This window comes from Nonomuraea sp. CA-218870 (assembly GCF_050936535.1).
GTDB classification, from domain to species: domain Bacteria; phylum Actinomycetota; class Actinomycetes; order Streptosporangiales; family Streptosporangiaceae; genus Nonomuraea; species Nonomuraea corallina.
In genome coordinates this window covers 1,372,708-1,395,324 of sequence record NZ_JBNJMN010000001.1, presented here as the reverse complement: position 1 = coordinate 1,395,324, position 22,617 = coordinate 1,372,708, and the positions used below count along the sequence as shown (strand labels likewise).

Below are 22,617 nucleotides of genomic sequence, written 5' to 3'. Positions count from 1 at the left end.
CGTCCGCTAGCGGATGGCCCCGGCAGGCCGGCGCAGCACCCACGCCGCCACCACGCCGCCGACGAGCCCGAACAGGTGGCCCTGCCACGAGATGCCCGGCTCGCCCGGCAGCACGCCGGCCAGGATCGACCAGTACGCGACGGCCACGCCGATGCCGATGACGACGTCGAGCGCCCGCCGGTCGAACAGGCCGCGCGCCACCACGTACCCGAAGTAGCCGAACACCAGCCCGCTGGCCCCCACCGTGTAGGTCCCGGGGCTGGTGAACCAGGTGCCGACGCCGCCGATGACGATGATCAGCAGGCTCGCGGCCAGGAACCTGCCGATCCCGCGCAGCCCCGCCAGGAACCCGAGCACGAGCAGCGGCAGCGAGTTGGCCATCAGGTGCCCGAAGCCGCCGTGCAGGAACGGCGCGGTGAAGATGCCGACCAGCCCGTCGGGCTGCCAGCCCCTGATGCCGTACGCGTAGTCGGGGGTGCCCGGTGTCAGGTAGTCGAAGATCTCGACCGCCCACATGACGGACAGGATCATGAGCATCGTCAGCGCCGAAGCCAGGGCGCCCGAGAGCAGTGAGGCCAGCCCGCTCTTGGCTGACTCGTAACGCGGCCGCGAGTAGTCGCTCATGCCCCTCCCCAGGTGACGTCGTCCCCTACAACCGTACGCATGAAATACCGCAAACGCGCATGAAGAACCCCCTCCCGATGTCCGGGAGGGGGTACGGAGTCGAGGCTATTCGCCCTTCCACCGGGGAGCGCGCTTCTCCGCGAAGGCCGCGGCGCCCTCCATGGCGTCCTTGGAGCCGAACACCGGCTGGACGATCTCCCCCTGCTTGCGGAACATCTCCTCCAGCGACCAGTCCTGCGACTCGACGATCACGCGCTTGGTCGCGGCCAGCGCGAGCGGCGCGTTGGCGGCGATCTTGCGGGCCAGCTCGACCGCCCCCTCCAGCGCCTGCCCCGGCTCGGTGACCCGGTTGACCAGGCCCAGCTCGTACAGGCGCGCGGCCGGGTAGTGGTCGCCGGTGAGCGCGATCTCCATGGCCACGTGGTACGGGATGCGCCGCGGCAGCCGCATGACCCCGCCCGCGCCGGCCACCAGGCCCCGCTTGGGCTCGGGCAGCCCGAACTTCGACTCCGACGAGGCCACGATGAGGTCGCAGGACAGGGCCAGCTCGAAGCCGCCCGCGAGCGCGTACCCCTCGACGGCGGCCACGATCGGCTTCTTGGGCGGCGCCTCGGTCATGCCGCCGAACCCGCGTCCCTCCACCACCGGGAAGTCGCCGGACAGGAACCCCTTGAGGTCCATGCCCGCGCAGAACGTGCCGCCGCCTCCGGTCAGCACGTAGGCGGAGACCTCGGGCCGGGCGTCGAGCGCGTCCAGCGCCTCGGCGATGCCCCTGGCCACCGCCCCGTTGACCGCGTTGCGGGCCTTGGGGCGGTTGATGGTGATCACGGCGACGCCGTCGGACTCCTCGACGAGCACTTCGTCAGACACGGGACCTCACTTACTTGGGCTGGAAGCGGATGCCGCCGTCGAAGCGGACGACTTCGGCGTTCATGTAGTCGTTCTGGACCAGCGAGTGCACCAGGTGGGCGAACTCGTCGGCGCGGCCCATCCGCTTGGGGAACACCACCGGCGCCACCAGCTTGGCCTTGAACTCGTCGGCGTTGGCCGAGAAGCCGTAGATGGGGGTGTCGATGATGCCCGGGCAGATGGTGTTCACCCGTACGCCGATGGCGGCCAGGTCGCGGGCGGCCGGGATGGTCATGCCGACGATGCCGCCCTTGGAGGCGCTGTAGGCGAGCTGCCCGGTCTGGCCCTCCAGCGCGGCCACGGACGCGGTGTTGATCACCACGCCGCGCTGCCCGTCGTCGTCGACCGGGTCGGTCTTGGCGATGGCCGCCGCGCCGATGCGCATGAGGTTGAACGTGCCGACCAGGTTGACCTCGATGACCTTGCGGTAGGTGGCCGGGTTGTGCGGCTCGCCGTTGCGGTTGACGGTGCGCTCGGCCCAGCCGATGCCGGCGCTGTTGACGACCACCCGGAGCGGCTTGCCGGTGGCGACGGCGGTGTCCACGGCGGCCTGCACCTGGCCGTCGTCGGAGACGTCCGTCTTGGCGAAGACGCCGCCGAGCTCGTCGGCGACGGCCTTGCCGCGCTCCTCGTTGAGGTCGGCGATGACCACGGTGGCGCCGGCGCGGGCCAGCTCGCGGGCCGTGGCCTCGCCGAGGCCACTGGCGCCACCGGAAATGATGACTGCGGATCCGTTCACGTCCATAGCACGGACCCTAACCCCCTACCGAATGAAGTTCTACTCGGAGGGGGGTCAAATTCCGCCCACGGCGCTGTCGACGTCGGCGTAGACCTTGATCCGCCGGTCGAGCCCGGTGGTCCGCAGGATGCGCGCCACCGGGGCCTGGGGCGCCGCGAGCGACACCCCGCCGCCCTCGCCGGTGGCCAGCCGCCAGGCCTCGATCAGCACCGACAGACCGCTCGAATCCATGAACGACAGCTGCTGGAGGTCGAGGACGAGCCGGGCGCCGTCCTGCTTGATCGCGTCACGTACCTCGTCGCGGAGGACCGGGGCGGTGAACAGGTCGAGCTCTCCCGCAACGGCCACCACCACGGCGTCACCGAGGGAGTGTCGCGCCAGCCGCAGCTTCATGGGCCCTCCTCGATGAGCCACTGTACTTCGACTTGCCCGGATAGAGGGCATCCACAAACTACGATCAGCCGTATGAATGAGGACGAGACGGCGCTGGGCGTCCGCCTGCCGTCCGCCCGCCTGAGCCCCCTGCGCGCCGTCCTGCGCCGGATGGCGATCGCGCTGGCGATGCTGCTGGCCATGTTCGCGCTGGTCGCCCTGGACCTGGACGGCTACCGGGACAACGCCGACGGCGAGGTGTCGCTGCTCGACGCGCTCTACTACGTCACCGTGTCCATCTCCACCACCGGGTACGGCGACATCACGCCCGTCACCACCGGGGCCAGGATCATCAACATCGTGGCCGTGACGCCGCTGCGCATCGCCTTCCTGGTGGTGCTCGTGGGCACCACGCTGGAGGTGCTCACCCGGCGCACCAGGGACGCCATCCTGATCGACCGCTGGAGGAGCAGGTTGCAGGACCACACCGTGATCGTCGGGTACGGCACCAAGGGCCGGGCCGCCGCCCGCACGCTGCTCGAGAACGGCACCGCCAAGGAGTCCATCGTGGTCGTGGACCCGGACCCGGCCGTGGTGGAGGAGGCCGCGGCCGACGGGTTCGCCGGCGTCCTGGGGGACGGCAGCCGCAGTCACGTCCTGGGCCGGGCCCGCGTCAGGACCGCGGGCCAGATCATCATCGCCACCCGGCGCGACGACACCACCGCCCTGGTGACGCTCACCGCCCGCAGCCTCAACCGCAAGGCCACGATCGTGGCGGCGGTCCGCGAGGCGGAGAACGACCCGCTCGTCCGCCAGAGCGGCGCCGACGTGGTCATCACCTCGGCCGAGACGACCGGGCGGATGATGGGCGTGGCCACGCAGAGCCCCGCCGTCAGCGCGCTGATCCAGGACCTGCTCACCTACGGCAGAGGCGTCGACCTGAACGAGCGCCTGGTCCGCCCCGAGGAGGTGGGCGGCCCGCCGATCAAGGGTGAGGAGCTCCCGGTCGCGGTCGTCAGGGACGGCCGCATGTTCCCCTACACCGACCCGCGCGCCGCCGAGCTGCGCGAGGGCGACACGCTGGTGGTCATCCACGTCGCGAAGCCGGAATAGCGAACCCGTAGGGCAGCTCCAGCCGGTGGCGGGCGAGCAGCTCGGTGTCGGCCAGCAGCTCCCGGGTCGGCCCGTCGGCCGCGATCACCCCGTCCGACAGGATCAGCGAGCGCTCGCACAGCTCCAGCGCGTACGGCAGGTCGTGGGTGACCATGAGCACGGTCACGTCCAGGGAACGCAGGATCTCGGCCAGCTCCCTGCGGGCCGCCGGGTCCAGGTTGGACGAGGGCTCGTCGAGCACCAGGATCTCCGGCTCCATCGCCAGCACGGTCGCCACGGCCACCCGGCGGCGCTGGCCGAACGACAGGTGGTGCGGCGGGCGGTCGGCGGCGTCGAGCATGCCGACCCGTTCCAGCGCGTCGTCGACCACGGCCCGCAGCTCCTCGCCGCGCAGGCCCGCGTTGGCCGGGCCGAAGGCCACGTCGTCGCGGACCGTGGGCATGAAGAGCTGGTCGTCGGGGTCCTGGAACACCAGGCCGACGCGCTGCCTGATCTCCTTGAGCGTGTCGCGGCGCACGGGGGTGCCGGCCACCGTCACGGTGCCGTGGCCGGCCGTGAGGATGCCGTTGAGGTGCATGACGAGCGTGGTCTTGCCCGCGCCGTTGGGCCCGAGCAGCGCCACCCGCTCGCCGCGCCGGATGGTCAGGTCGACGCCGAACAGCGCCTGCGTCCCGTCGGGGTAGGCGTAGGCGAGGCTGCTCACTTCGAGCGAGTTCTCCGTCATGCGACGCATCACAGCACAGACCCGGGCAGCAGCCCCCACAGGAACACGGTCAGGGCCGCGAGCGGCAGGGCGAGCGCCGTCCCCCACTGTCCCGCCGTGGCCGGCCCGGCGTGCGTCATCGGCATCCGGCCCGCGTACCCGCGGCTGAGCATCGCCAGGTGGACGCGTTCGCCGCGCTCGTACGAGCGGATGAACAGCGCCCCGGCCGAACGGGCGATCACCGGGATGTGCCGGACGTCGCGCGCCCGGAACCCCCGCGACTCCCTGGCGACGCGCATCCGGCGCATCTCGTCCATGATCACGTCCAGGTAGCGGAGCATGAACATGGCGATCTGCACCAGCAGGTCGGGCACCCGCAGCCGCTGCGCTCCGACCAGTATGTCGCGCGGCTCGGTGGTGGACGCCAGCACGATGGACGCGGTGACGCCGAGCGTCGCCTTGGCCAGGATGTTCCAGGCCGCCCAGAGCCCGGGGACGCTCAGCGACAGCCCGAGCACCACGGTCCGCTCCCCCGTCCCGACGACCGGGATGAGGAAGGCGAACAGCACGAACGGCACCTCGATGACCATGCGCCGCAGGATGTGCCCCGGCCGGATCCGCGCTACGGCCGCGACGGCCGCGAGCAGGCCCGCGTACAGCCCGAAGGCCCAGAACCACTCGCGCGGCGTGGCCACCACCACGATCGCGAACGCGAGCACGGCGAGCAGCTTGCACTGGGGCGGCAGCCGGTGGACCGGCGAGCCTCCGGGCACGTGGAGCGGGCCCCCCGCGCTCATCGGCCCGCGCTCAGACCTTCGCCCGGTCGCGCCTGCGCGCGGCGTAGGCGACGGCGGCGGCGACCAGCAGGGTCAGCGCGACGCCGATGATCCCGGCGACGCCCACCGGGATGCCGCCGACCTCGCCGTAGTCGCCCAGCGGCGACCCGCCGAACAGATGATCCGTCGCCTGGCCCAGGAAGCCCTGCTCCTCGGCGACGGACTCCAGCCCGTCCGGGTCCGGCGAGGCGAAGAACGACACCACCCCGGCCAGCAGCAGCGTCAGCCCGAGCGCGGCGAGCGCGAAAGGCCGCCCCGCGCCGCTCCTGGCGGGCTCGGGCGCCCCCTGGACCACCGTGCCTGTCCCGTCGGCGGCGCGCAGCACCAGCGGCCGGGCCAGCCCGCGCGCCCCGTGGACCAGGTCGGGACGGACGGCGAGCACCGCGCCGACGGTCAGCGCGGTGATCAGGCCCTCGCCGATGCCGATCAGCACGTGCACGCCGGTCATGGCGGCGGCCACGGTCCCGATCTCGACGGGCGCGGTGCCGCCGAGCCAGAACAGCAGCGTGAACGCCAGCGCGGAGGCGGGCACCGACAGCAGCGCGGCCGCGAACGACGCCGCGGTCACCCCGCCCCTGCCCGGCGCCACCCGCATGACCAGCCGGAACACGGCCCAGCCGACCAGCACCGTCACCAGGCCCATCAGCACGATGTTGACGCCGAGCGCGGTCAGCCCGCCGTCGGCGAAGAACAGCGCCTGAACCACCAGGACCACGGCTATGGCGAGCACGCCCGTATAGGGCCCGACGAGTATCGCCGCCAGCGCCCCGCCCAGCAGGTGACCGCTGGTGCCGGCGGCGACGGGGAAGTTGAGCATCTGGACGGCGAAGACGAAGGCGGCGACCAGCCCGGCCATCGGAGCCGTCCGGTCGTCCAGCTCGCGGCGGGCGCCGCGCAGGCAGACCGCCACCCCGGCGGCGGCCACGGCCCCGGCGGAGATGGACACCGCGGCGGTGAAGAAGCCATCGGGTACGTGCACGACGCGCCTCCAAGGGGTACCGGCAATCATCCCACTCTAGGACAGAGCTGTGCAGTTGCATATAGGTCGCATTAGCGAATGATCTTTCGGAGAAACGCCCGCGCGGACAGCCGCCGCACGACCGCGCTGAGCCGCCCCCGGTGCGAGGTCGCGTACGGGCGCGCCACGCACGGCCCGGCCCCCAGCAGCCAGCGGCGCGACCCGGCGACCGGGTCGTCGCCGGCCTCGATCCTGAACCGCGCGGGCGGCCCGCCCAGGTCGAGCTCCAGATAGGCGTCCCAGACCCCGGGACCGAACCGCCCCACGGCGGGACTGGCCACGAATCCGCCCCCGGCCCGCGCGACCACCCGTTCGGCCTGCTCGCTCCCGCTGCCCCGCTCGCGCCACACCAGCCGCCGCACCGCGGCCGGCGGCGGCGCGACCCCGGCCACCGCGACCTCGCCGTCGAGCACCAGCCGCCGCCCGACCGACCAGCGCGCCCCGACGAGACGCGCGCTGCCCGGCACGCCGATCGCGTGCCCGCCGACGTCCAGGCTGAGGTTGCCGTTGTCGCGGGTGAAGTACGGCAGCACGGCCACCTCGCCGACCAGCCGGGCCGGCGGGCGGGCCAGGGCGGTGTCGCGGTCCGCGCCCAGCCTGGCCGAGCGGGCGACCCCGGCGACCTCGACCGACACCCGCAGGTCCCACACGCCGGAGGTGAGCAGCGCGGGGTCGATCCTGGCGACGAACCGGCCGCCGGACCGGCCGGCCGGCACGATCAGCTCCCGCCGGGGCTCGTGACGGGTGCGCAGCACCACAGAGACCCGGTCGGGCTCGTCGCACCCCGTCAGCGCGGCCTCGCCCGCCACCACCAGCGTCCGCCCGTCCCAGCACAGCCCGGTCAGCCTGCGCGTCACGGGCGCCGCCTCGATCACGGCCAGCCGCGCCAGCAGGTCCACGTCGTCGAGCGCGTCCAGCCGCCGCCGGTCGACGTCGGCGAGCCGGTCGCGGACGCCCGGCGTGAGCCACCGGTCGCACAGCGCGGCCACCGCCGCGGCGACCTCCTTGCGCCTGACCTCGCCGGACCGCAGGAAGGGCGCGCCGAGCTGGGCCAGGATGTCCAGCTTGAAGTGACGGGCCAGCAGGTGGTCGCGGAGCGGGCCGGGCGGGACGTGGCCGGTCATGAGCCCGATCGGCTCGCGGATCATGGACAGCCAGGCGAGCGGGTCGCGGCTGTCCGGCCGTTGCATGACGCTGCTGCCGTCGGGCCTGGCGACCAGGTGGTAGCAGTCCCGGTCGGCGACCACCGAGATGGTCCTGGCATGGCAGTAGGCGTGCACGGTGAAGTAGATGTCCTCGCCGATGAGCACGCCCTCGCGGAACCGGATGCGGTGCCGCTCCAGCAGTTCGCGGCGGAACAGCTTGAAGCAGCTCAGGCTGTTGTAGACGGCGCTTTCGCCCAGCTCCGCCCGCTCGGCGTTGCGGTGGAACATCGACTCGGGCACCCGCCGCCCGTGCCCGACGATCTTGCCGAGCACGATGTCGGCGTCGTTCCTGTCGGCCGCGGCCAGCAGGTGTTCGAGCGCCTCGGGGCCGAGGTAGTCGTCGGCGTCGCAGAAGAACACGTAGCGGCCGGTCGCGTGGGCCAGGCCGATGTTGCGCGGCCGGCCGGCGCCGCCGGAGCCCTCCACCCGGATCACCTTCACCGTGCCCCGGTGGTGGGCGGCGTAGAGACCGAGCAGTTCGGCGGTGCCGTCGGTGGAGCCGTCGTCGACGACCACGATCTCCTTGACGACCCGCTGCACCAGCGCCGCCGTCAGGCACCGGTCGAGATAGGGCCGGCAGTCGCGGGCGGGGATCACGACGCTGACGTCGACCGGATCTCCGCCGACCCCCATGACACCCTCCATCACCGTGCGCTTGCGTCCGGTCTCAGTATGTGACGCCGGTGGGGCGCGGGTGAGCGGATCGGCCGTCTTTCATGCCCTCCTTTTGCAAGGGTGCGTTCATTCCTGCGCTTTTTGAGAATTGTGCAGGTAAAGTCATTCATTACGGCATTCAACCCGCACCGAATCGGCTTCAGGAACGCAGTTATCCCCCGCCGGAGGGGAGAACTTCCCCCAGGGGAGCGCTGCCGTACCCCCAGGTCCTCCCGGATGATCGGCAGGGCCCGAGCGCGCGTCTACAGTGAGGCATTCCTGACGTGGAGGTGGCGGGGATGGGATCGGATCTGCGCAGGCGGATGGCAGGCAAGGGGTCGATCGTGCACACAGCGGAATTCATCGTCTCCTCGGCGCGGCTGGCAGAGCTCCACGAGTGCTCCGCGCTGCTCCGCCACACCCGGCAGCGGGCGGAGGAGATCGTGGACCAGGCGCGCGCCCTGCTCTCCGAGGCCGAGCGCGAGGGCGACGCCGAGCGGGCGCCGGAACTGGCCGCGCAGCTCGACCAGGCCCGGCGCTCCTACTGCCAGGTCCTGAACGCGTACATGGTCATCTGCCGGCGGATCACCGCCGAGCGGCAGCAGATCCTCCAGGCGCAGCTGGAGGCCGACCGGCACACCGGGCTCACCGGCGTGACGCGAATTCTTCTGTGAGGCGTGAACCTTTATGGGATGAGGGGCGTCAAAAGGACATTACGGCTAGCCGCCGCATGAACGGGCTCCAGCTCCCCGGTGATTCCTCCCGGGGAGCTGGAGCAGGGGGCGCCCGGCGCGGTCAGGCCTCGACACGGGGGACGCCGTCGTCGTCGGCGGACTCCTGCAGGCGCTCCACGAGCTGACGCCGCTGATCCGGGGTGAGCCGTACGGGCCAGACCGCGGGCAGCATCAGCACGTCGCCGTTGGCGAGGCCGACGAGCTGGACGGGGAATGACGGGGAGGGGATCACAGTGCCGACATTCTGGCACGTCACCGGGCCCCACGAGCGGGGTTCGCGTCCTGGAGCTCCCAAAGAAAGCGCAGGCCAGGAGGACATTTCCCGACTTTTCATGGCTTGCCCCGCGCACTGACGCCCGCCCCCCGTTCCGACCCCCGGCAGCAGCGTCCGAAAATCTCGCCGGCCCGGCTGGTTTCCCCGGCCGCCGTCGGGAGAAAGTGAGAGGGTGACGCCCGAGCAGCCCCGGCCATCGCTGTCCCAGCCGGTGATCGCCGGTCGACCGGTCACGACGCTCCCCGGCGAACCCTCACGGCGCCTCGTCGCCGCCCTGGCCGGACGTCGCGGATCCCGCGAGAACATCCTGGTCGACGTGGTCATGCGCGGCCCGGTGTCCCCGCACACGCTGGCGATCCTCTGCGGGATCGAGGACGCCGCCTGGCGGCTCGGCGTCGACCTGGTCCTCTCGGCCGCCGGCGGCCGGCCCGGCAACGGCTGGCCCGACCGCGTCGGCGACCACGACACGGCCGGCGTGCTGCTCGTGCGCGCCGCACCCACCGCGGCCGAATGGGCGTGGCTCACCCGCCGCGGCACCCCCGCCGTGCTCGTCGACCCGCGCCGCAGGCCGCCGCCCGGGGCGCCCGTCGTCACCTCGGCCAACCGCGCGGGCGCCAGGGCCGCCGTCACCCACCTGATCGGGCTCGGCCACGAGCGGATCGCCGTCATCACCGGCCGCCCCGGCGTGCCCTGCGGGGCCGACCGCCTGGCCGGATACCGCGACGCGATGGCCGCGGCCGGGCTGCCCGCCGACCCGGCCTGGCAGGCCTGCGGCTACTTCCAGGCCGGCCTCGCCCGCCGGGCCGCACTCGACCTGCTCAACCGGCTGCCCGCCCCGCCCACAGCCGTCTTCGCCTGCTCCGACACCATGGCGATCGGCGTCTACGAGGCGCTGGCCGAGCGCGGGCTGAGCGTCCCCGGCGACGTCAGCGTGGTGGGCTTCGACGACGCCGCGGAGGCCGGCGGCGTCACCCCCGCGCTCACCACGGTCCGCCAGCCCCTGCGCCACCTGGGCGCCGCCGCGCTGGCGACCCTGCTGCCCGGCGGCGCCCCCAGCAGCGTCGAGCTGCCCACCGCGCTCGTCCCCCGCTCCAGCACGGCCCCGGCGCCGTGAGCCCGCCCGCCGATTCCTGATCGGTGACAAGATCGAGACCAGGCGGGTGACGCTCGATCGCGTCGCCTGCCACTACTCCCCGGCCGCCCTCGCACTCACGACGGCGAGCCGGGACCACCGCCGAACCCTCAGGAGGACGCATGCTGCCCTGGTCAGCCGACTTCGCCGGCCGGATGGACCACGACGTCATCGACAGCGCCGCGCTGCGCGGCAACCCCCTCGGCGACCCGCACGAACGGCCCATCTGGGTCTATCTGCCTCCGGGGTACGACGAGGACGACACCCGGCGTTACCCGTCCATCTACGTGATCCAGGGCTACACCGGTCACCTCGGGATGTGGGCCAACCGGACACCGTTCCGCCGACCGTACCCGGAACTGGCCGACGCCGTCTTCGCCAGCGGCGAGGCGGCGCCGGCGATCGTCGTGTACGTGGACGCGTGGACGTCCGTCGGCGGCAGCCAGTATCTGGACTCCCCCGGCACCGGCCGCTACCACACCTACCTGTGCGAGGACGTGGTCGCGTGGGTCGACGCCCGCTACCGCACCGTCCCCGACCGCGACGCGCGGGCCATCACCGGCAAGTCCAGCGGCGGCTACGGCGCCATGGTCACCGCCATGCTGCGGCCCGACGTGTTCGGCGCGCTCGCCACCCACGCGGGCGACGCCCTGTTCGAGACCTGCTACCAGCCCGGGTTCCCGCGAAACGCCCGTGAGCTGCGCGAGCGGTACGACGGCTCGTACGACCGGTTCCTCGCCGACTTCCGCGGCCGGGTCGCCGGCACCCGCGACAGCGACCTCCCCCTCATGGAGACCTACGCGTACGCCAGCGCCTACTCCGCCGACGCCGACGGCACCGTGCGCATCCCGTTCGACGCCAACGGCGCGCTCGTCCCCGAGGTGTGGGAGCGCTGGCTGGCCGTGGACCCGGTCCGGATGGCCCGCCGCCCCGAGCACGCCGAGGCGCTGCGCTCCATGCGGGCCGTCTGGATCGACGCCGGCACCCGCGACGAGTGGTACCTCGACCTGGGCGCGACGGCCTTCCGCGAGGCGGTCGCGGAGGCGGGGGTGCCGGACGAGCGGGTGCACTTCGAGCTGTTCGAGGCCGGCCACATGGCCATCGAGTACCGATACCCGCTCGCGCTGGCCTGGCTCTCCCACCGTCTGGCCGGGCTCTCCGGATAGCGTTCCCAAGGCTCGATGCCGACCGCGGCCGGTGACTAGGGACGTACCCGGGCGGCGATGGCCTGGGCGCACGCCAAGGGCTCGGTGCGCGTGTGTCCACTACGGATGATGGAACCACCATTCAGAAAGATCACTTGAGTACTCACGGCGATCACTCTAGGAGCCGCTCCCGGGTTCGCGTGCCGGGCTCGAGCGGCGGTACGCGACATCCCGCACCGCCCGGATGTTGACACCTGTCATACGGCACCGATGATTGCCGCCTCTACTCCGCCCCGCCGTCCTGCTGGAAGATCGAACCATGACGAACAAGCAGACCACCCCCAACTGGACGCCCGGACTGGCCTGCGGAGTCGCCGTCGGCATCGCCTTCTGGCTCACCACGGACAACCTCGCGCTGGGCCTCTCGCTCGCGACGTCCCTCGGACTCGCTCTCTCGTACGCGCTGGGCTCTCAGGAACCGGAGACGGACGAGAAGCCCTGACGCCCCGCCCCACGCCCGTCGCGCCAGCGGCCCAGACTTCCCCGCCGCGCGGAGAGCCCACCGGACGAACGTGGGGCACGGTCGCGTCAGGTCACTCGACCATGATCTGGTGAAGGGCCTTGGCCGGCCCGGCCGTGACCTCCCCCGACCACGTCGCGAGGTAAATGTGCCTGCCGGCGCCGGTGGGGGTGTCGGTGAAGGCGTACGTGCCGTCGGCGTTCACGCTCACCGGCGGGAGCTTGACGCTTCCGCCGCCGACGCCGTCGACGGACACACTGCGCTGCACGGTCAGCGTGACCCCCGGCGAGGGTGGCTCGCCTCCCACTTGGAGTACGCCGGTCAGCTCCATCGCCGTACCGACGACGCCTGACTGCGGCCCGTCCAGGGTGAGGGTGGATCTGTGCCTGAACGTCACGGTGACGGAGGCGCTGCTGGCGCGATAGCGGTCGTCGCCTTCCCAGAACACCCCGTACGTCACCTCACCGACCTCCGGCGGGGTGTCGTCGAAGGTGAACGTGCCGTCCTTCTGCGTCGTCACGCCGGTGATCGGCTCTTTGGCCCCGTTGACCAGGCGCCGGGTCACCGTGAGCGGCCTGAGCCCGAGCGGCTTGCCGTCGGCGCGGGTGAGCCGCCCCTCGACGGTGACCGGCGAGTCGACGTACGCGCGGGCCGGGGCCGTCACCGTCAGGTGGGACGCGGGCAGCGCGACGCCCGTCACCCGCCAGAGCAGCAGCCGGTCCGCGGAGCTCCGCAGCAGCATGAAGACGTCCGTGCCGGAGAACGCGACGCCGTCCAGGAGCGGTTCGGCGTCGAGCTGGTCGGCCGCGAACAGCTCCGCGCCCGTCGCGGCGTCGTAGAGCGTGAGGTCGACGCTGCCCCACTGGCGTTCGGCGGCGACATAGGCGCCGTCCGAGCCGAGCGCCACGGCCGACGGATAGCCGTCCCAGCCGTCCCCGTACGTGCCGGTCGCCGCCAGGGTTCCGGTGTCGTACCTGGTGAAGTGACCCGGACCATCGGCCGCGGCGAACAGGGTGGCACCGTCGGAGGTCAGGGCGAGGTCGCGCAGATAGTCCAGGCGCCACTCCTCCCCGTCGATCGTGCCGCGCAGCTCCGGGGTGCCGCCGCCGACGTCGTAGACCAGCATGTCGGCGTGGTGCAGGCCGGTCTGGCCGACCACGAGCGTGTCGCCGGCGGCCGCGATCACCGGAGGGCGCAGCTGCGCGCCCCCGACCGCCGCCGGCTCCGGTGCGGCCGCGGCGAGATCCAGGCCGACGACGCCGCCGGGCCCGCTGTCGCACCCGTGTCCCACCCACAGCCGCTCACCCAGCAGTGCCAGGGTGGACGGGCACGGGTGAGCCGACAGGTCGATCCGCCGGGTGACGGCGAGGCTCGCGGTGTCGATCTCGGCCACCTCGTTCGAGCCGCTGAGCGCCGCGTACAGGCGGGTGGCGTCCGCGTTCATAGCCAGCTCGCGAACGCCGGACAGTCCGGTGACGACGCCGCCGGTGAGGGTCCCACCGGTGTCGGCCACGATGATCCGGTCGTCGGCGGCGACGAACACCCGGCCGCCGCCGACGGCCAGGTCACCGCTGTAAGAGTCGAGAGTCACCCCGAGATCGGTCGTGGTGCCGGCCGCCGAGGCGGCGGGGGCCGCGACAGCGAGCAGACCGGTGACCAGTCCGGCTGCGGCGCAGTGAGCGGCTAATCGGCGAACCAGTGGACGGCGCACTAAGGACCTCCCGCTAGATGGGAACAGGTGTTCTAATAACCTCTGATGGCCGCTCCCACGTCAAGACCCAATCAGCCTCACGAGATCAAACCGTGATCAGAGGCCGCTCCACCCCCGCGAAGCCCGAACAGGCACCCTCGTCTCGTCCGCATGATCAGGACGGGTTCGCGCCTTAGGGCTGGACGTTTCACCGAACTCCAGCGCGAAGCCGCTACGCGGCCGGCGACCGCCCGACGGGGTTCGCCTCTGTCGATCGACTTGGTCGGCTTATGCTCGCTGCGCTGGACGTCAGTCGTCCGACCGTTCTGGGCAGCTCCCAAGACGGCTCCAGAGTCGGCCTTGCCAGTGCCCCCGTCGTGATGATCTGTCGGCGAGCCTGCCCGCGTACCTGCTTGGTGAGCCGTACGGCAACGCGTCGGGGCACTGGCGCGGCGATGGTGTCTTGGCAGCCGGCAGATCACCAACGTACGGATCCGGCCGCAAGGTCTCCAGGACGACGATCGCCCGGGTGCCCGCCACTCCCCTGGATGTCGTAGATCCGCCGCAGCACGCCCTGGAGTTGCTCGGTGGTCGCCGTACGCACCTTGACGAGCACCGACGCCTCCCCCGCGATCACGTGCGCCTCCGTGATCTCCGGGATCCCCGCGAAGGCGCCCCCAGACTCCCCCATCCAGGCGTCGGCGCCGACCATCACGTACGCCAGCACCGGCCGATCCAGCGCCGCGTAGGACTGCGCGGCGTCGCACTGCAGTTCGGCCACGAGCGCGCGATCAACCTCGTCCAACTGAACTCTGATTGGCATAATTGCTCGACAAGCGTTTCGGTTACGACGGCGGCGACGAGTACGTGGAGGTGCTCCACAGCGGCAGCCGCAAGACCGAAGGGCCTGTCTACTTCCCCGCGGGGCGCTACCTGGTCTGGAGCGACATCCCCAACGACCGGCTGCTGCGCTGGGACGAGACCACCGGCGCCGTCGGCGTCCTCCGCACCCCGTCGGGCAACGCCAACGGCAACACCGCCGACCTCGAGGGCCGGCTGATCACCTGCGAGCAGGGCGCCCGGCGGGTCACCAGGACCGAGCACAACGGTACCGTCACCGTCCTCGCCGACCGCTACCAGGGCAAGCGCCTCAACAGCCCCAACGACGTGGTGGTCCGCTCAGACGGCACGATCTGGTTCACCGACCCGCGCTACGGCATCACCGGCTACTACGAGGGCAGCCCGGCCGAGAGCGAGATCGGCGGCGACCACGTCTACCGCCTCGACCCCGCCTCCGGCGAGCTGTCGAGCGTGGCCGACGACTTCGTCCGGCCGAACGGCCTGGCCTTCTCGCCGGACGAGTCGCTGTTGTACGTCGTGGACACCCGCATGCGGCATCTGAAGGTGTTCGAGGTGACCGCGGAAGGGACTCTGGCGGGCGGCAAGGTCTTCGCTGAGGCCTGGTTCGACGGGATCCGCCTCCCCGAGTCGGCCTCGAACCTCACCTTCGGCGGCCCCAAGCGCAACAACCTGTTCATCACGGGCTCGGGCGGCGACCTGTACTCGATCCGGGTGACCTTCGCCGGGGCCAGGTGAACCACGTGCTCCCCGACCCCGAGCCAACCGATCGTTGAAATGAAGAGGGTGCACCTGATCTGCAAGGATGCGATTACCTAGATCACATCCGTCACAGAATCGGGTGCATCTTTCCGGTGAGTCGTAAGCGATGGGACCACCGGCTGTCTGTCGCCGGGGACGCCAAGGGGCTCCTCGGCCATGCAGGGGCCGTCTTACTGCGCAAGTGTGCTGATCAGAGTGGCCTGACTGCCCCGGAAACAGGCCACCCGCTCACCTGGGGCACCATCGACATCGCCCGATCCAATCCGCCGGCCCCGACGACAACGAGATCAGCGTGACCATGAACGTCTACATCCATGAGGGTCTCCTGCTCGTTCTAGCAGCCCATCAAGAAGGACGGCGCTTCGTTGACCCACTCCTCACTCAGCCTCGCTCCTGTGGCAAGCTCAATGACGGTCAGAGTGCGGTTCGCGGGTTAGTGCCCGTGATGTCGTAGTGTAATCGTATGGATTTGTAGCGTTACTGCCGGTTGGCGGGTCCGGTCGTGCTGTGATGGTCGAGTGACTGAGCGCAAGCCCTACCCCAGCGACTTAACCGACGCGCAGTGGGCATTGATCGAGCCGGTACTCACCGCGTGGAAGGCCGCGCACCCGTCCGTCAGCGGCCACGAGGGCAACTACGAGTTACGCCAGATCGTCAACGCCATCCGCTACCAGGGGCGGACCGGCGTCCAATGGGACTACCTGCCGCACGACCTGCCGCCCAAAAGCGCGACCTACTACTACTTTGCCAAGTGGCGCGACGACGGCACCGACAAGACGATCCACGACCTGCTGCGCTGGCATCTGCGCGAGATGAAGAAGCGATTAGCCGACCCGAGCCTGGTGGTACTGGACACCCAGAGCGTCCGCGTTGCGGCCGGGGTCCCCTCCTCCACCACCGGAAAGGATGCGGCCAAGCGCGTGCCGGGCAGGAAGCGGGGCCTGGCGGTCGACGTGCTGGGGCTGGTCATCGCCGTGGTCATGCTGGCCGCCTCGGCCCACGAGAACACCGCCGGGATCGCCCTGCTGGACCGGGTCGCCGCCACCACCGGGGACACGGTCACCAAAGCGCTGGCCGACCAGGGGTTCAAGAACACGGTCGTCGCGCGGCGCCGCTCTGGGGATCGACGTGGAGATCGTCGAGCGTAACCCCGCCGGCAAGGGGTTCGTCCCCCAGCCCAAGAGATGGGTCGTCGAGCAAACGTACGGCATCTTGATGTTCCACCGGCGTCTGGTCCGCGACTACGAGCACCTGCCGGCCAGTTCCGAATCACGGGTGTATTGGGCGATGACCGATGTGATGTCCCGCCGTCTGACCCGTGGCGCAACCCCGCCTGAGCGGTGGACATGACCGCGCCCAAGCCGCCCGACGTGCGCCAGCCCGACCCCGGCACCTGGCTTCTGGACCGGATCGACGCCCGCGAGCACTCCCTGACCTGCCAGATCGAGCAGACCCAGGCGGAGATCGACACTCTCACCGCGCGTCTGGGCGAACTCAGCGAACAGGTCGAGCACCTGCGGATCAGCCGCAAGACCCTCCTCTCCCTCGCCGAAGAAGACCCTGCCCCGGCCGCACCGCTCGCGCCGCCGCCGACTGTCCCCGATCACCCCGCCTACCAACAGATTCTCGCCGTCTTCAGCGAAGCCGACGGCTCCCTGCGCGCCCGTGACCTGGCCCTGGCCATGGACCTGCCCCTGAGCCAGAACCACATCCAAAACGTCCGCGCCAAGCTCAAACGCCTGGCCAGCCGCCGCATCCTCGTCGAGACCGAGCCAGGATTGTTCACCCAGCCTCGCTCATAGCCCGAGCCACGACCCTTCGACCGGCCGATCTATCCCAACCGCACCGGCGAAAGGGACATCAACTCGCGGAACGCACTCTCAGCGACTGTGCGATCATCAGTCGCTTCCCGACAGACAGTTCCGGCTCTCCCACATGCCCGTATCGTCGACCGTCGCCCGGGTCGACTCGGTTTCCGGTCAGCCCACAATCGCCTGGCTGAGGGATTCCGAAACTGTGCGCCCCTCAAGATGAATCACCTTCAGTAATCGTCTCTTCGAGAGCCGAAAGGGCACACGCCAGGAGCCGAGCCATGCGGACGACGCCCCGTGCACATAGCATTATCGGCAGGTACATAATTCCAGCCAGCTAAGCATGCTCGCGACCCCTCATGGTGAGGCATTCCAACATGCGACCATAGCAACTTCCACAGTTAGATCACACGCCGTTGGAAGCCGAACAGAGATCAATTCATTTCAGTGTTCGATAAGTTTCTCGAATCTCGACGCTATATCTATTGCCATCAGGTGAGACGTACAAAACTCCCCTGGACTGCATTCCGATCCGTTGAGACGATGCTCTGCTTGTCCTGATTCAGCGCGAGGAGAGCATTGTGTCGTACGGAACCGATGCCGGCCGCCGAGAAACCGTCCGTACCGCAGCCGCCAAATGGGCTGACGACCTCATCGATCTCGGCAGGAACAACACCCTGCTGTACGCGAACACCTCCAGCCCCACCACGCTCGATCTGACACAAGCCGCACCCGAGGCACTGACCGGTCTGCTCGCTGGCAAGAAGGTTCGGCTGGCCGCACTGTTCCGCGACCAAGAGGAACATGACGCAGCTTGCCTACGAGCGCGCAATCTCCGTAAGAAGATTCTGGTCTTCCAGGAGGAACAAGGCATCGAGGTAGGCAACCTGGCTCGCGGCCTGATACATGTCACTCCCTCATCCCGAAGAACGGCGGTCGCACCGTTGCGCGCACCGTTGCTCCTCCAAACTCTTGCCATCCACACCCGTAACGCCACGGCGTCGGACTTCACCCTCCAGCTCTCCGAAGAGGCAATTGTCAATCCTGTCCTGATATACGCGCTCGATCGGCATTTCGGCGTTGATGTCGACGCCCTCGCCGAGAAAATCGAAACGCTGCTGGGGGAGATCACCGATCCGGCGGAACAGGTGAATGGGGCCTATGAGGTCCTGGAAGAGTCAGCCCGTCGGTGTGGTCATACAGGCAGGCTGGAACAAGTGTTGCTGGCAGGCGTGTTCAGCCATGACAAGCTCCCCATGGTCAAGGAACTCCGCACCTGTGAGCGGCTCATGGCTGAACATCCGGTGATCGCTGCCATCGCGGGTGACGCTTCGGCCGCGCACGCGGTCCTGGAGGAGTCCTTGGACGAGCACGCAGGATCAAGCGATGCAATCAGCCCCCGGGATGAGTTCCTGGTGTGCGAGGCGGACTCATCCCAGCAGAGAGCGATCTCCCGTGCCCTGGCCGGCCGTCACGTCCTTATCTATGGCCCGCCTGGGACAGGAAAGAGCCAGACGATCGCCAACATCATCGCCTCCATGGCGGCCCACGGCCGCAGCGTCCTCTTCGTCGCGGAGAAACGTGCCGCCATCGAAGCCGTCACCCAGCGTCTTGCCGACGCGTCACTCCAGCACCTTGTTTTTGACCTGCACGACAGCCGGATCAATCAGCGCAGAGTGGCTGCGCAGATCACAGCCAACCTAGACCGGGCAAGCTCGGAGCTCCCTGCCGACTTCAGCGCCCTCCATCGCGACCTCGAAAACCTTCGTGCCACCGTCTCGAAACACGACGAAGCGCTCCACACGCCACGGCGTCCTTGGGACATCAGCCTTTATGAGGCCATGACCCAATGGGTGGCCCTTGCCCGCGATCCGGCACCCGACATACGTCTACCGCAGAGCGCTCTCCGCGGCCTCGACGAAGACACCGTGAAGGAACTAGAGATTGGCCTACGGCGATATGTCGCACTGGGCGGGCCCCTCATCCGGAGCGAGACGTCGTACTGGTCCCATAGCCCCGTCCGGGAGCAGCATGAGCTGGACGACCTCGAAGCACGGCTGGATCGACTAACCAGTTCGCAAGTGCTGCAAGAGGTGCACGAGCTGCTTGGAGCGCTAGCCGATCAGGCAAAATTGATACGCCCGACCACGCTGGGAGAATGGCGGGGCCTCCTCGAACTGCTCGTCGGCGTCGAGCGCACGCTGGCCACCTTCGGCCCAAGCGCCTTCGACGAAGATCTCGTCGACATGCACTACGCAACGGGCGACCGGACGTGGCGCGCCGCCAACCCACAGCGAATGTTCTGGTGGCGACGGTTAATCTTGCGCTGGCGTGCGCGCAGGCTCGTGACCGTCGGCCCGCGACACCGTCAGGCCCTGCACGATGCTCTCGCACATGCGCTCGAGCAGCTCGATGAGTGGTACCACCGAGGGATCGGAGACTCGGTTCCCCGCGAGGTTGAGGGGCTGGAGGACGCCGCCCGCCGCCACGAGCACGTGCTCAACGACCTCACCGTGCTCTCCACACATGCGCCGCTGGGAGATCTCGACTCGCGTACCCCCTTCGCACACTTCCGTGTCATACAGCAGCTGGACGCTGATCGCGACACCTTGTATCGCATGCCCGAGCTCAACCACCTGGCAGATCGCTTCGAGCAGCTCAACATGACACCGCTGTTTGATCATGTCGCCGCGACGGGCACCTCCCTCGAAAAGGTGATTCGCGCCCTTCGGCGCGCCTGGCTACATGCGGTCATCGATGAACTGTGGCGGAGGTCCGCCCACTGGCGCACCTTCAGCGGTACGGATCACGCCCGCACGGTCGAGCAGTTCCGGCGAGCTGACCATGACCACCAGACGAGCACCGCCCGTCGTGTCCGGCGCATCGTGGCCACTCGCATCCGGGAAACGGGCGATGCCAATCGCGACCAGATCAAAATTGTCAGGGAGCAGGCAGCACGCCAGCGAAGGCACATGCCGCTTCGGCGGCTGATCGACAAGGCCCCGGACGTACTCCTTGCCGCATTCCCCTGCTGGGCGATGTCCCCCGTGGTCGTCAGCCGCATGCTGCCCGCCCAACGACTCTTCGACGTGGTGATCTTCGACGAGGCCAGTCAGGTCCTCCCCCAGGACGCGATCACCTCGATCATGCGCGGAGAGCAGCTGATCGTCGCAGGAGACGACCAGCAACTACCACCGTCCACCCAGTTCAAGACGGCGCTCGCGGGCTTCACCGACATCGATGAAGACGACGACCTCGGTGACTATGAGTCCATCCTGCAGCGGATGGACAGCCTAATCACACATCGGTCGATGCTCACCTGGCACTACCGCAGCCGGGACGAACGGCTGATCGCCTTTTCCAACCAGCACTTCTACGACAACGCCCTGACCACGTTCCCCGGAACAGCTCAGGAGCCACCGATCCGGCTCGTCACTGTTGATGGGACGGCCGTCCCCGGGCAGCACGGCTCGTCTGCCGAGGAGGTCGACAAAGTCGTTCAACTGGTGCTCGAGCACGCCCAACACCACGACAAGGAGACCCTCGGCGTCATCGCGATGGGTCGTAAACACGCCGAGCGCATCGAAAAGGCGCTCCACGAGGCGCTGAAAAACCGGCCGGAGCTAGCTGAGTTCTTCACCGACGAGAAGAACGCCAGCTCACGCTTCTTCGTCAAGAACCTTGAGAACGTGCAAGGCGACGAGCGCGACGTCATCATCCTGACCATCGGCTACGCCAAGCTCCCAACGGGCAAACTCTCCATGCAGTTCGGTGACCTCAATAAGGCCGGCGGGCACCGCCGGCTCAATGTCGCCGTCACCCGTGCACGATGCCGGATGATCGTCGTCGCATCCTTCCACCCGTACGATCTCAAACCGCAACAGACGAAGCATCAGGGAGTGCAGCTGCTTCAGCGCTTTCTGCAGTACGCCGATCAGCAGGGCAGACTGGACTTCACCGCAGGGCCGCGACCGGAGCTCAACGGGTTCGAGCGGAGTGTCCTGGAGGCCATGGAAGCGGAGGGCCTGCCCGTTCACCCGCAGTGGGGCACTGCGGGTTACTGGCTCGACTTCGCCCTCGCCCACCCCGACCGCCCCGGACAGATGGTGCTCGCCGTGGAGACCGACGGTGAGCGCTACCACATGGCCGCGAGTGCCAGGGATCGCGACCGCTTGCGGCAGACGCATCTCGAACGGCTCGGCTGGCGCTTCCACCGCGTCTGGTCCGCCGCCTGGCTCCGCGATCCCGCTGGGCAGACACGTGAGATTGTACGCGCCTGGGAACAGGCCGTAGCGGCAGCAGGCAGCCTCGCCTCCGACGCACCAACCCCCGCATACGAGCCCCCTTACACGCACGAAGCGCATCCGGCCGAGGCCCGACATAAGCAGCGCCAGGCGCGCGGCCCCCGCCCACCGATCGAACGCGGTCGAAGGATCACCGACTACACCGACGCTGAGTTGGTGTCCCTGTGCGTGTGGATACTCAGCGATGGTCTGCAGATCCCCCGCGACGACCGGATGGAAGAGGCCGCCACCGACCTAGGTTTCAAACGGCTCGGAAAGGTCATCGCGGAACGGCTCGAAGCCGCCTTCGACCAAGCGCAGTGGATCAACGACCGCCAAGGAGGCGAATAGTGGCGCCAGCACTCGACCCCAAGACCATCGAACGCATAGCGCGGATCATTTGCGACATCGATGGTCCCTTCGAACGCAGAGGGTGGCAACTGGAAGCCCTGCTGCACAACGCCGGCTGGAACGATCCACCCATCTACGACGCAACGTCCCGCATCACCTGGCTGACCGAGGCCATCAAAAACGCCGACCACGCTTCGGTGGAGCGCCTCGTATGCCGCGTTTGCCACCCGCTGGAGTACGACGATGACAGCATTGAGTCAGCGGAACTCGTCCGCCAGGAAATCAACCAGGTCCTCGCGCTCCAAGGTCTGACCGTCTCCTATGTCGCGGGCCAGCCTGTAATGGCCCAGCTCGACAGCGCCGGCGTCGTCTACACCGCTCCCGAAGAGCTCGAACCCCGACTCCGCGCCATCATCCACGACTCCGCCGCGGTCGAGTGGCTGCTGGAACGCGCCGAGGAAACCCGCCTCTGCGAAGCCAACGGTGCCTACGTCTTCGCTCTCATCGGCATGGGCAGCTTCGTCGAATACCTCCTGCTGACCTTCCTTCGCGAGTGGGATCCCGAGATCAAGGAGAAAGGCTTCACCGATGCCTCCGGTAAACGCACCACGCGCGTATCGCTCGACCACCTAATCAGAACAGCCCACGCCAAGGGGTATATCCAGCTCGACCGTAGGGACTTCATGGATAAAGTCAGGGACTACCGAAATTTCGTTCATCTCCGGCACCAAACCGAAAAGGACCTACGACCTGACCGCCACACCATCATGATGTGCTGGGGACCCATCCGAGCAGTCCTCACCGACCTTGAAGCAGCGGCCAACATCCCTTCACAAGCGAGGAGCCGAGACCGTCGATGATGCCAAACGCGACGACATGAGCGG

General features: G+C 69.2%; 22 protein-coding genes. 11 read left to right on the top strand and 11 right to left on the bottom strand.

Annotated elements, in window-relative coordinates; genetic code table 11:
* Positions 1-6 precede the first annotated feature (6 nt).
* The 4 genes from ACQEUU_RS07120 to ACQEUU_RS07105 all read right to left on the bottom strand — a co-directional run bounded on the left by ACQEUU_RS07120 (position 7) and on the right by ACQEUU_RS07105 (position 2,665).
* Positions 7-624, bottom strand: coding sequence for a rhomboid family intramembrane serine protease (locus ACQEUU_RS07120; RefSeq protein WP_433061938.1), 618 nt, complete (start codon positions 622-624; stop codon positions 7-9).
* Between the two features lie 105 nt (positions 625-729).
* Positions 730-1,494 (bottom strand): crotonase/enoyl-CoA hydratase family protein, encoded by a 765-nt coding sequence (locus ACQEUU_RS07115; protein ID WP_433061935.1) that lies wholly within the window; start codon positions 1,492-1,494, stop codon positions 730-732.
* Between the two features lie 10 nt (positions 1,495-1,504).
* The gene (locus ACQEUU_RS07110; protein WP_433061932.1) at positions 1,505-2,278 is read right to left on the bottom strand and encodes an SDR family NAD(P)-dependent oxidoreductase; all 774 of its coding nucleotides are present in this window, start codon (positions 2,276-2,278) and stop codon (positions 1,505-1,507) included.
* A 48-nt stretch (positions 2,279-2,326) separates the two neighbouring features.
* Positions 2,327-2,665: an STAS domain-containing protein gene (locus ACQEUU_RS07105; protein WP_270159305.1), complete on the bottom strand. Its 339-nt coding sequence runs from the start codon at positions 2,663-2,665 to the stop codon at positions 2,327-2,329.
* A gap of 72 nt (positions 2,666-2,737) precedes the next feature.
* Between ACQEUU_RS07105 and ACQEUU_RS07100 the strand changes: the two genes are divergently transcribed.
* Positions 2,738-3,757, top strand: coding sequence for a potassium channel family protein (locus tag ACQEUU_RS07100; RefSeq protein ID WP_433061928.1), 1,020 nt, complete (start codon positions 2,738-2,740; stop codon positions 3,755-3,757).
* On the opposite strand, the gene ACQEUU_RS07095 is transcribed toward ACQEUU_RS07100, so the two are convergent.
* The 4 genes from ACQEUU_RS07095 to ACQEUU_RS07080 all read right to left on the bottom strand — a co-directional run bounded on the left by ACQEUU_RS07095 (position 3,732) and on the right by ACQEUU_RS07080 (position 8,152).
* A complete protein-coding gene (locus ACQEUU_RS07095) occupies positions 3,732-4,481 on the bottom strand; it encodes an energy-coupling factor ABC transporter ATP-binding protein (protein WP_433061925.1) in 750 nt (249 codons plus the stop codon). The two genes, ACQEUU_RS07100 and ACQEUU_RS07095, sit on opposite strands and share 26 nt — an antisense overlap.
* 8 nt (positions 4,482-4,489) lie before the next feature.
* On the bottom strand, positions 4,490-5,257 hold the full coding sequence (gene cbiQ, locus ACQEUU_RS07090) for a cobalt ECF transporter T component CbiQ (protein ID WP_433061922.1): 768 nt from the start codon (positions 5,255-5,257) through the stop codon (positions 4,490-4,492).
* A gap of 10 nt (positions 5,258-5,267) precedes the next feature.
* A complete protein-coding gene (locus ACQEUU_RS07085; protein WP_433061919.1) occupies positions 5,268-6,275 on the bottom strand; it encodes an energy-coupling factor ABC transporter permease in 1,008 nt (335 codons plus the stop codon).
* A gap of 71 nt (positions 6,276-6,346) precedes the next feature.
* Positions 6,347-8,152: a glycosyltransferase family 2 protein gene (locus ACQEUU_RS07080; RefSeq protein WP_433061916.1), complete on the bottom strand. Its 1,806-nt coding sequence runs from the start codon at positions 8,150-8,152 to the stop codon at positions 6,347-6,349.
* 365 nt (positions 8,153-8,517) lie between these two features.
* On the opposite strand from ACQEUU_RS07080, the gene ACQEUU_RS07075 reads away from it, so the two are divergent.
* Complete coding sequence (locus tag ACQEUU_RS07075) at positions 8,518-8,847, top strand: hypothetical protein (protein ID WP_433061913.1); 330 nt, start codon at positions 8,518-8,520, stop codon at positions 8,845-8,847.
* Between the two features lie 121 nt (positions 8,848-8,968).
* Here the strand turns inward: ACQEUU_RS07075 and ACQEUU_RS07070 are convergent, their stop codons facing one another.
* On the bottom strand, positions 8,969-9,139 hold the full coding sequence (locus tag ACQEUU_RS07070) for a hypothetical protein (protein WP_433061910.1): 171 nt from the start codon (positions 9,137-9,139) through the stop codon (positions 8,969-8,971).
* A gap of 214 nt (positions 9,140-9,353) precedes the next feature.
* On the opposite strand from ACQEUU_RS07070, the gene ACQEUU_RS07065 reads away from it, so the two are divergent.
* From ACQEUU_RS07065 to ACQEUU_RS07055, 3 genes are all read left to right on the top strand, one after another.
* Positions 9,354-10,295: a substrate-binding domain-containing protein gene (locus ACQEUU_RS07065; RefSeq protein ID WP_433061907.1), complete on the top strand. Its 942-nt coding sequence runs from the start codon at positions 9,354-9,356 to the stop codon at positions 10,293-10,295.
* Positions 10,296-10,435: 140 nt separating this feature from the next.
* Entirely contained in the window at positions 10,436-11,479 is a 1,044-nt protein-coding gene (locus tag ACQEUU_RS07060) for an alpha/beta hydrolase (RefSeq protein ID WP_433061905.1), read from the top strand.
* Positions 11,480-11,777: 298 nt separating this feature from the next.
* A complete protein-coding gene (locus tag ACQEUU_RS07055; RefSeq protein ID WP_433061903.1) occupies positions 11,778-11,960 on the top strand; it encodes a hypothetical protein in 183 nt (60 codons plus the stop codon).
* Positions 11,961-12,051: 91 nt separating this feature from the next.
* Here the strand turns inward: ACQEUU_RS07055 and ACQEUU_RS07050 are convergent, their stop codons facing one another.
* A complete protein-coding gene (locus ACQEUU_RS07050; protein WP_433061901.1) occupies positions 12,052-13,689 on the bottom strand; it encodes a YncE family protein in 1,638 nt (545 codons plus the stop codon).
* Positions 13,690-14,146: 457 nt separating this feature from the next.
* The gene (locus ACQEUU_RS07045) at positions 14,147-14,473 is read right to left on the bottom strand and encodes an Lrp/AsnC family transcriptional regulator (RefSeq protein WP_433061898.1); all 327 of its coding nucleotides are present in this window, start codon (positions 14,471-14,473) and stop codon (positions 14,147-14,149) included.
* Between the two features lie 20 nt (positions 14,474-14,493).
* Here ACQEUU_RS07045 and ACQEUU_RS07040 point away from each other — a divergent pair, with 20 nt between their 5' ends.
* The 6 genes from ACQEUU_RS07040 (at position 14,494) to ACQEUU_RS07015 (ending at position 22,593) form a co-directional block, all read left to right on the top strand.
* Positions 14,494-15,264 (top strand): SMP-30/gluconolactonase/LRE family protein, encoded by a 771-nt coding sequence (locus tag ACQEUU_RS07040; protein WP_433061896.1) that lies wholly within the window; start codon positions 14,494-14,496, stop codon positions 15,262-15,264.
* Positions 15,265-15,806: 542 nt separating this feature from the next.
* Positions 15,807-16,436: an IS5 family transposase gene (locus ACQEUU_RS07035; RefSeq protein ID WP_433061893.1), complete on the top strand. Its 630-nt coding sequence runs from the start codon at positions 15,807-15,809 to the stop codon at positions 16,434-16,436.
* A complete protein-coding gene (locus tag ACQEUU_RS07030; RefSeq protein ID WP_433061891.1) occupies positions 16,417-16,638 on the top strand; it encodes a hypothetical protein in 222 nt (73 codons plus the stop codon). Before ACQEUU_RS07035 ends, ACQEUU_RS07030 begins: the two co-directional genes overlap by 20 nt.
* Positions 16,635-17,090, top strand: coding sequence for a hypothetical protein (locus ACQEUU_RS07025; RefSeq protein WP_433061888.1), 456 nt, complete (start codon positions 16,635-16,637; stop codon positions 17,088-17,090). The genes ACQEUU_RS07030 and ACQEUU_RS07025 overlap by 4 nt, the downstream gene beginning before the upstream one ends.
* A gap of 590 nt (positions 17,091-17,680) precedes the next feature.
* Positions 17,681-21,733, top strand: a complete 4,053-nt coding sequence (locus ACQEUU_RS07020; protein ID WP_433061886.1) for an AAA domain-containing protein — start codon at positions 17,681-17,683, stop codon at positions 21,731-21,733.
* Positions 21,733-22,593, top strand: a complete 861-nt coding sequence (locus tag ACQEUU_RS07015) for a hypothetical protein (RefSeq protein ID WP_433061883.1) — start codon at positions 21,733-21,735, stop codon at positions 22,591-22,593. The genes ACQEUU_RS07020 and ACQEUU_RS07015 overlap by 1 nt, the downstream gene beginning before the upstream one ends.
* The last annotated feature ends 24 nt before the right edge of the window (positions 22,594-22,617 follow it).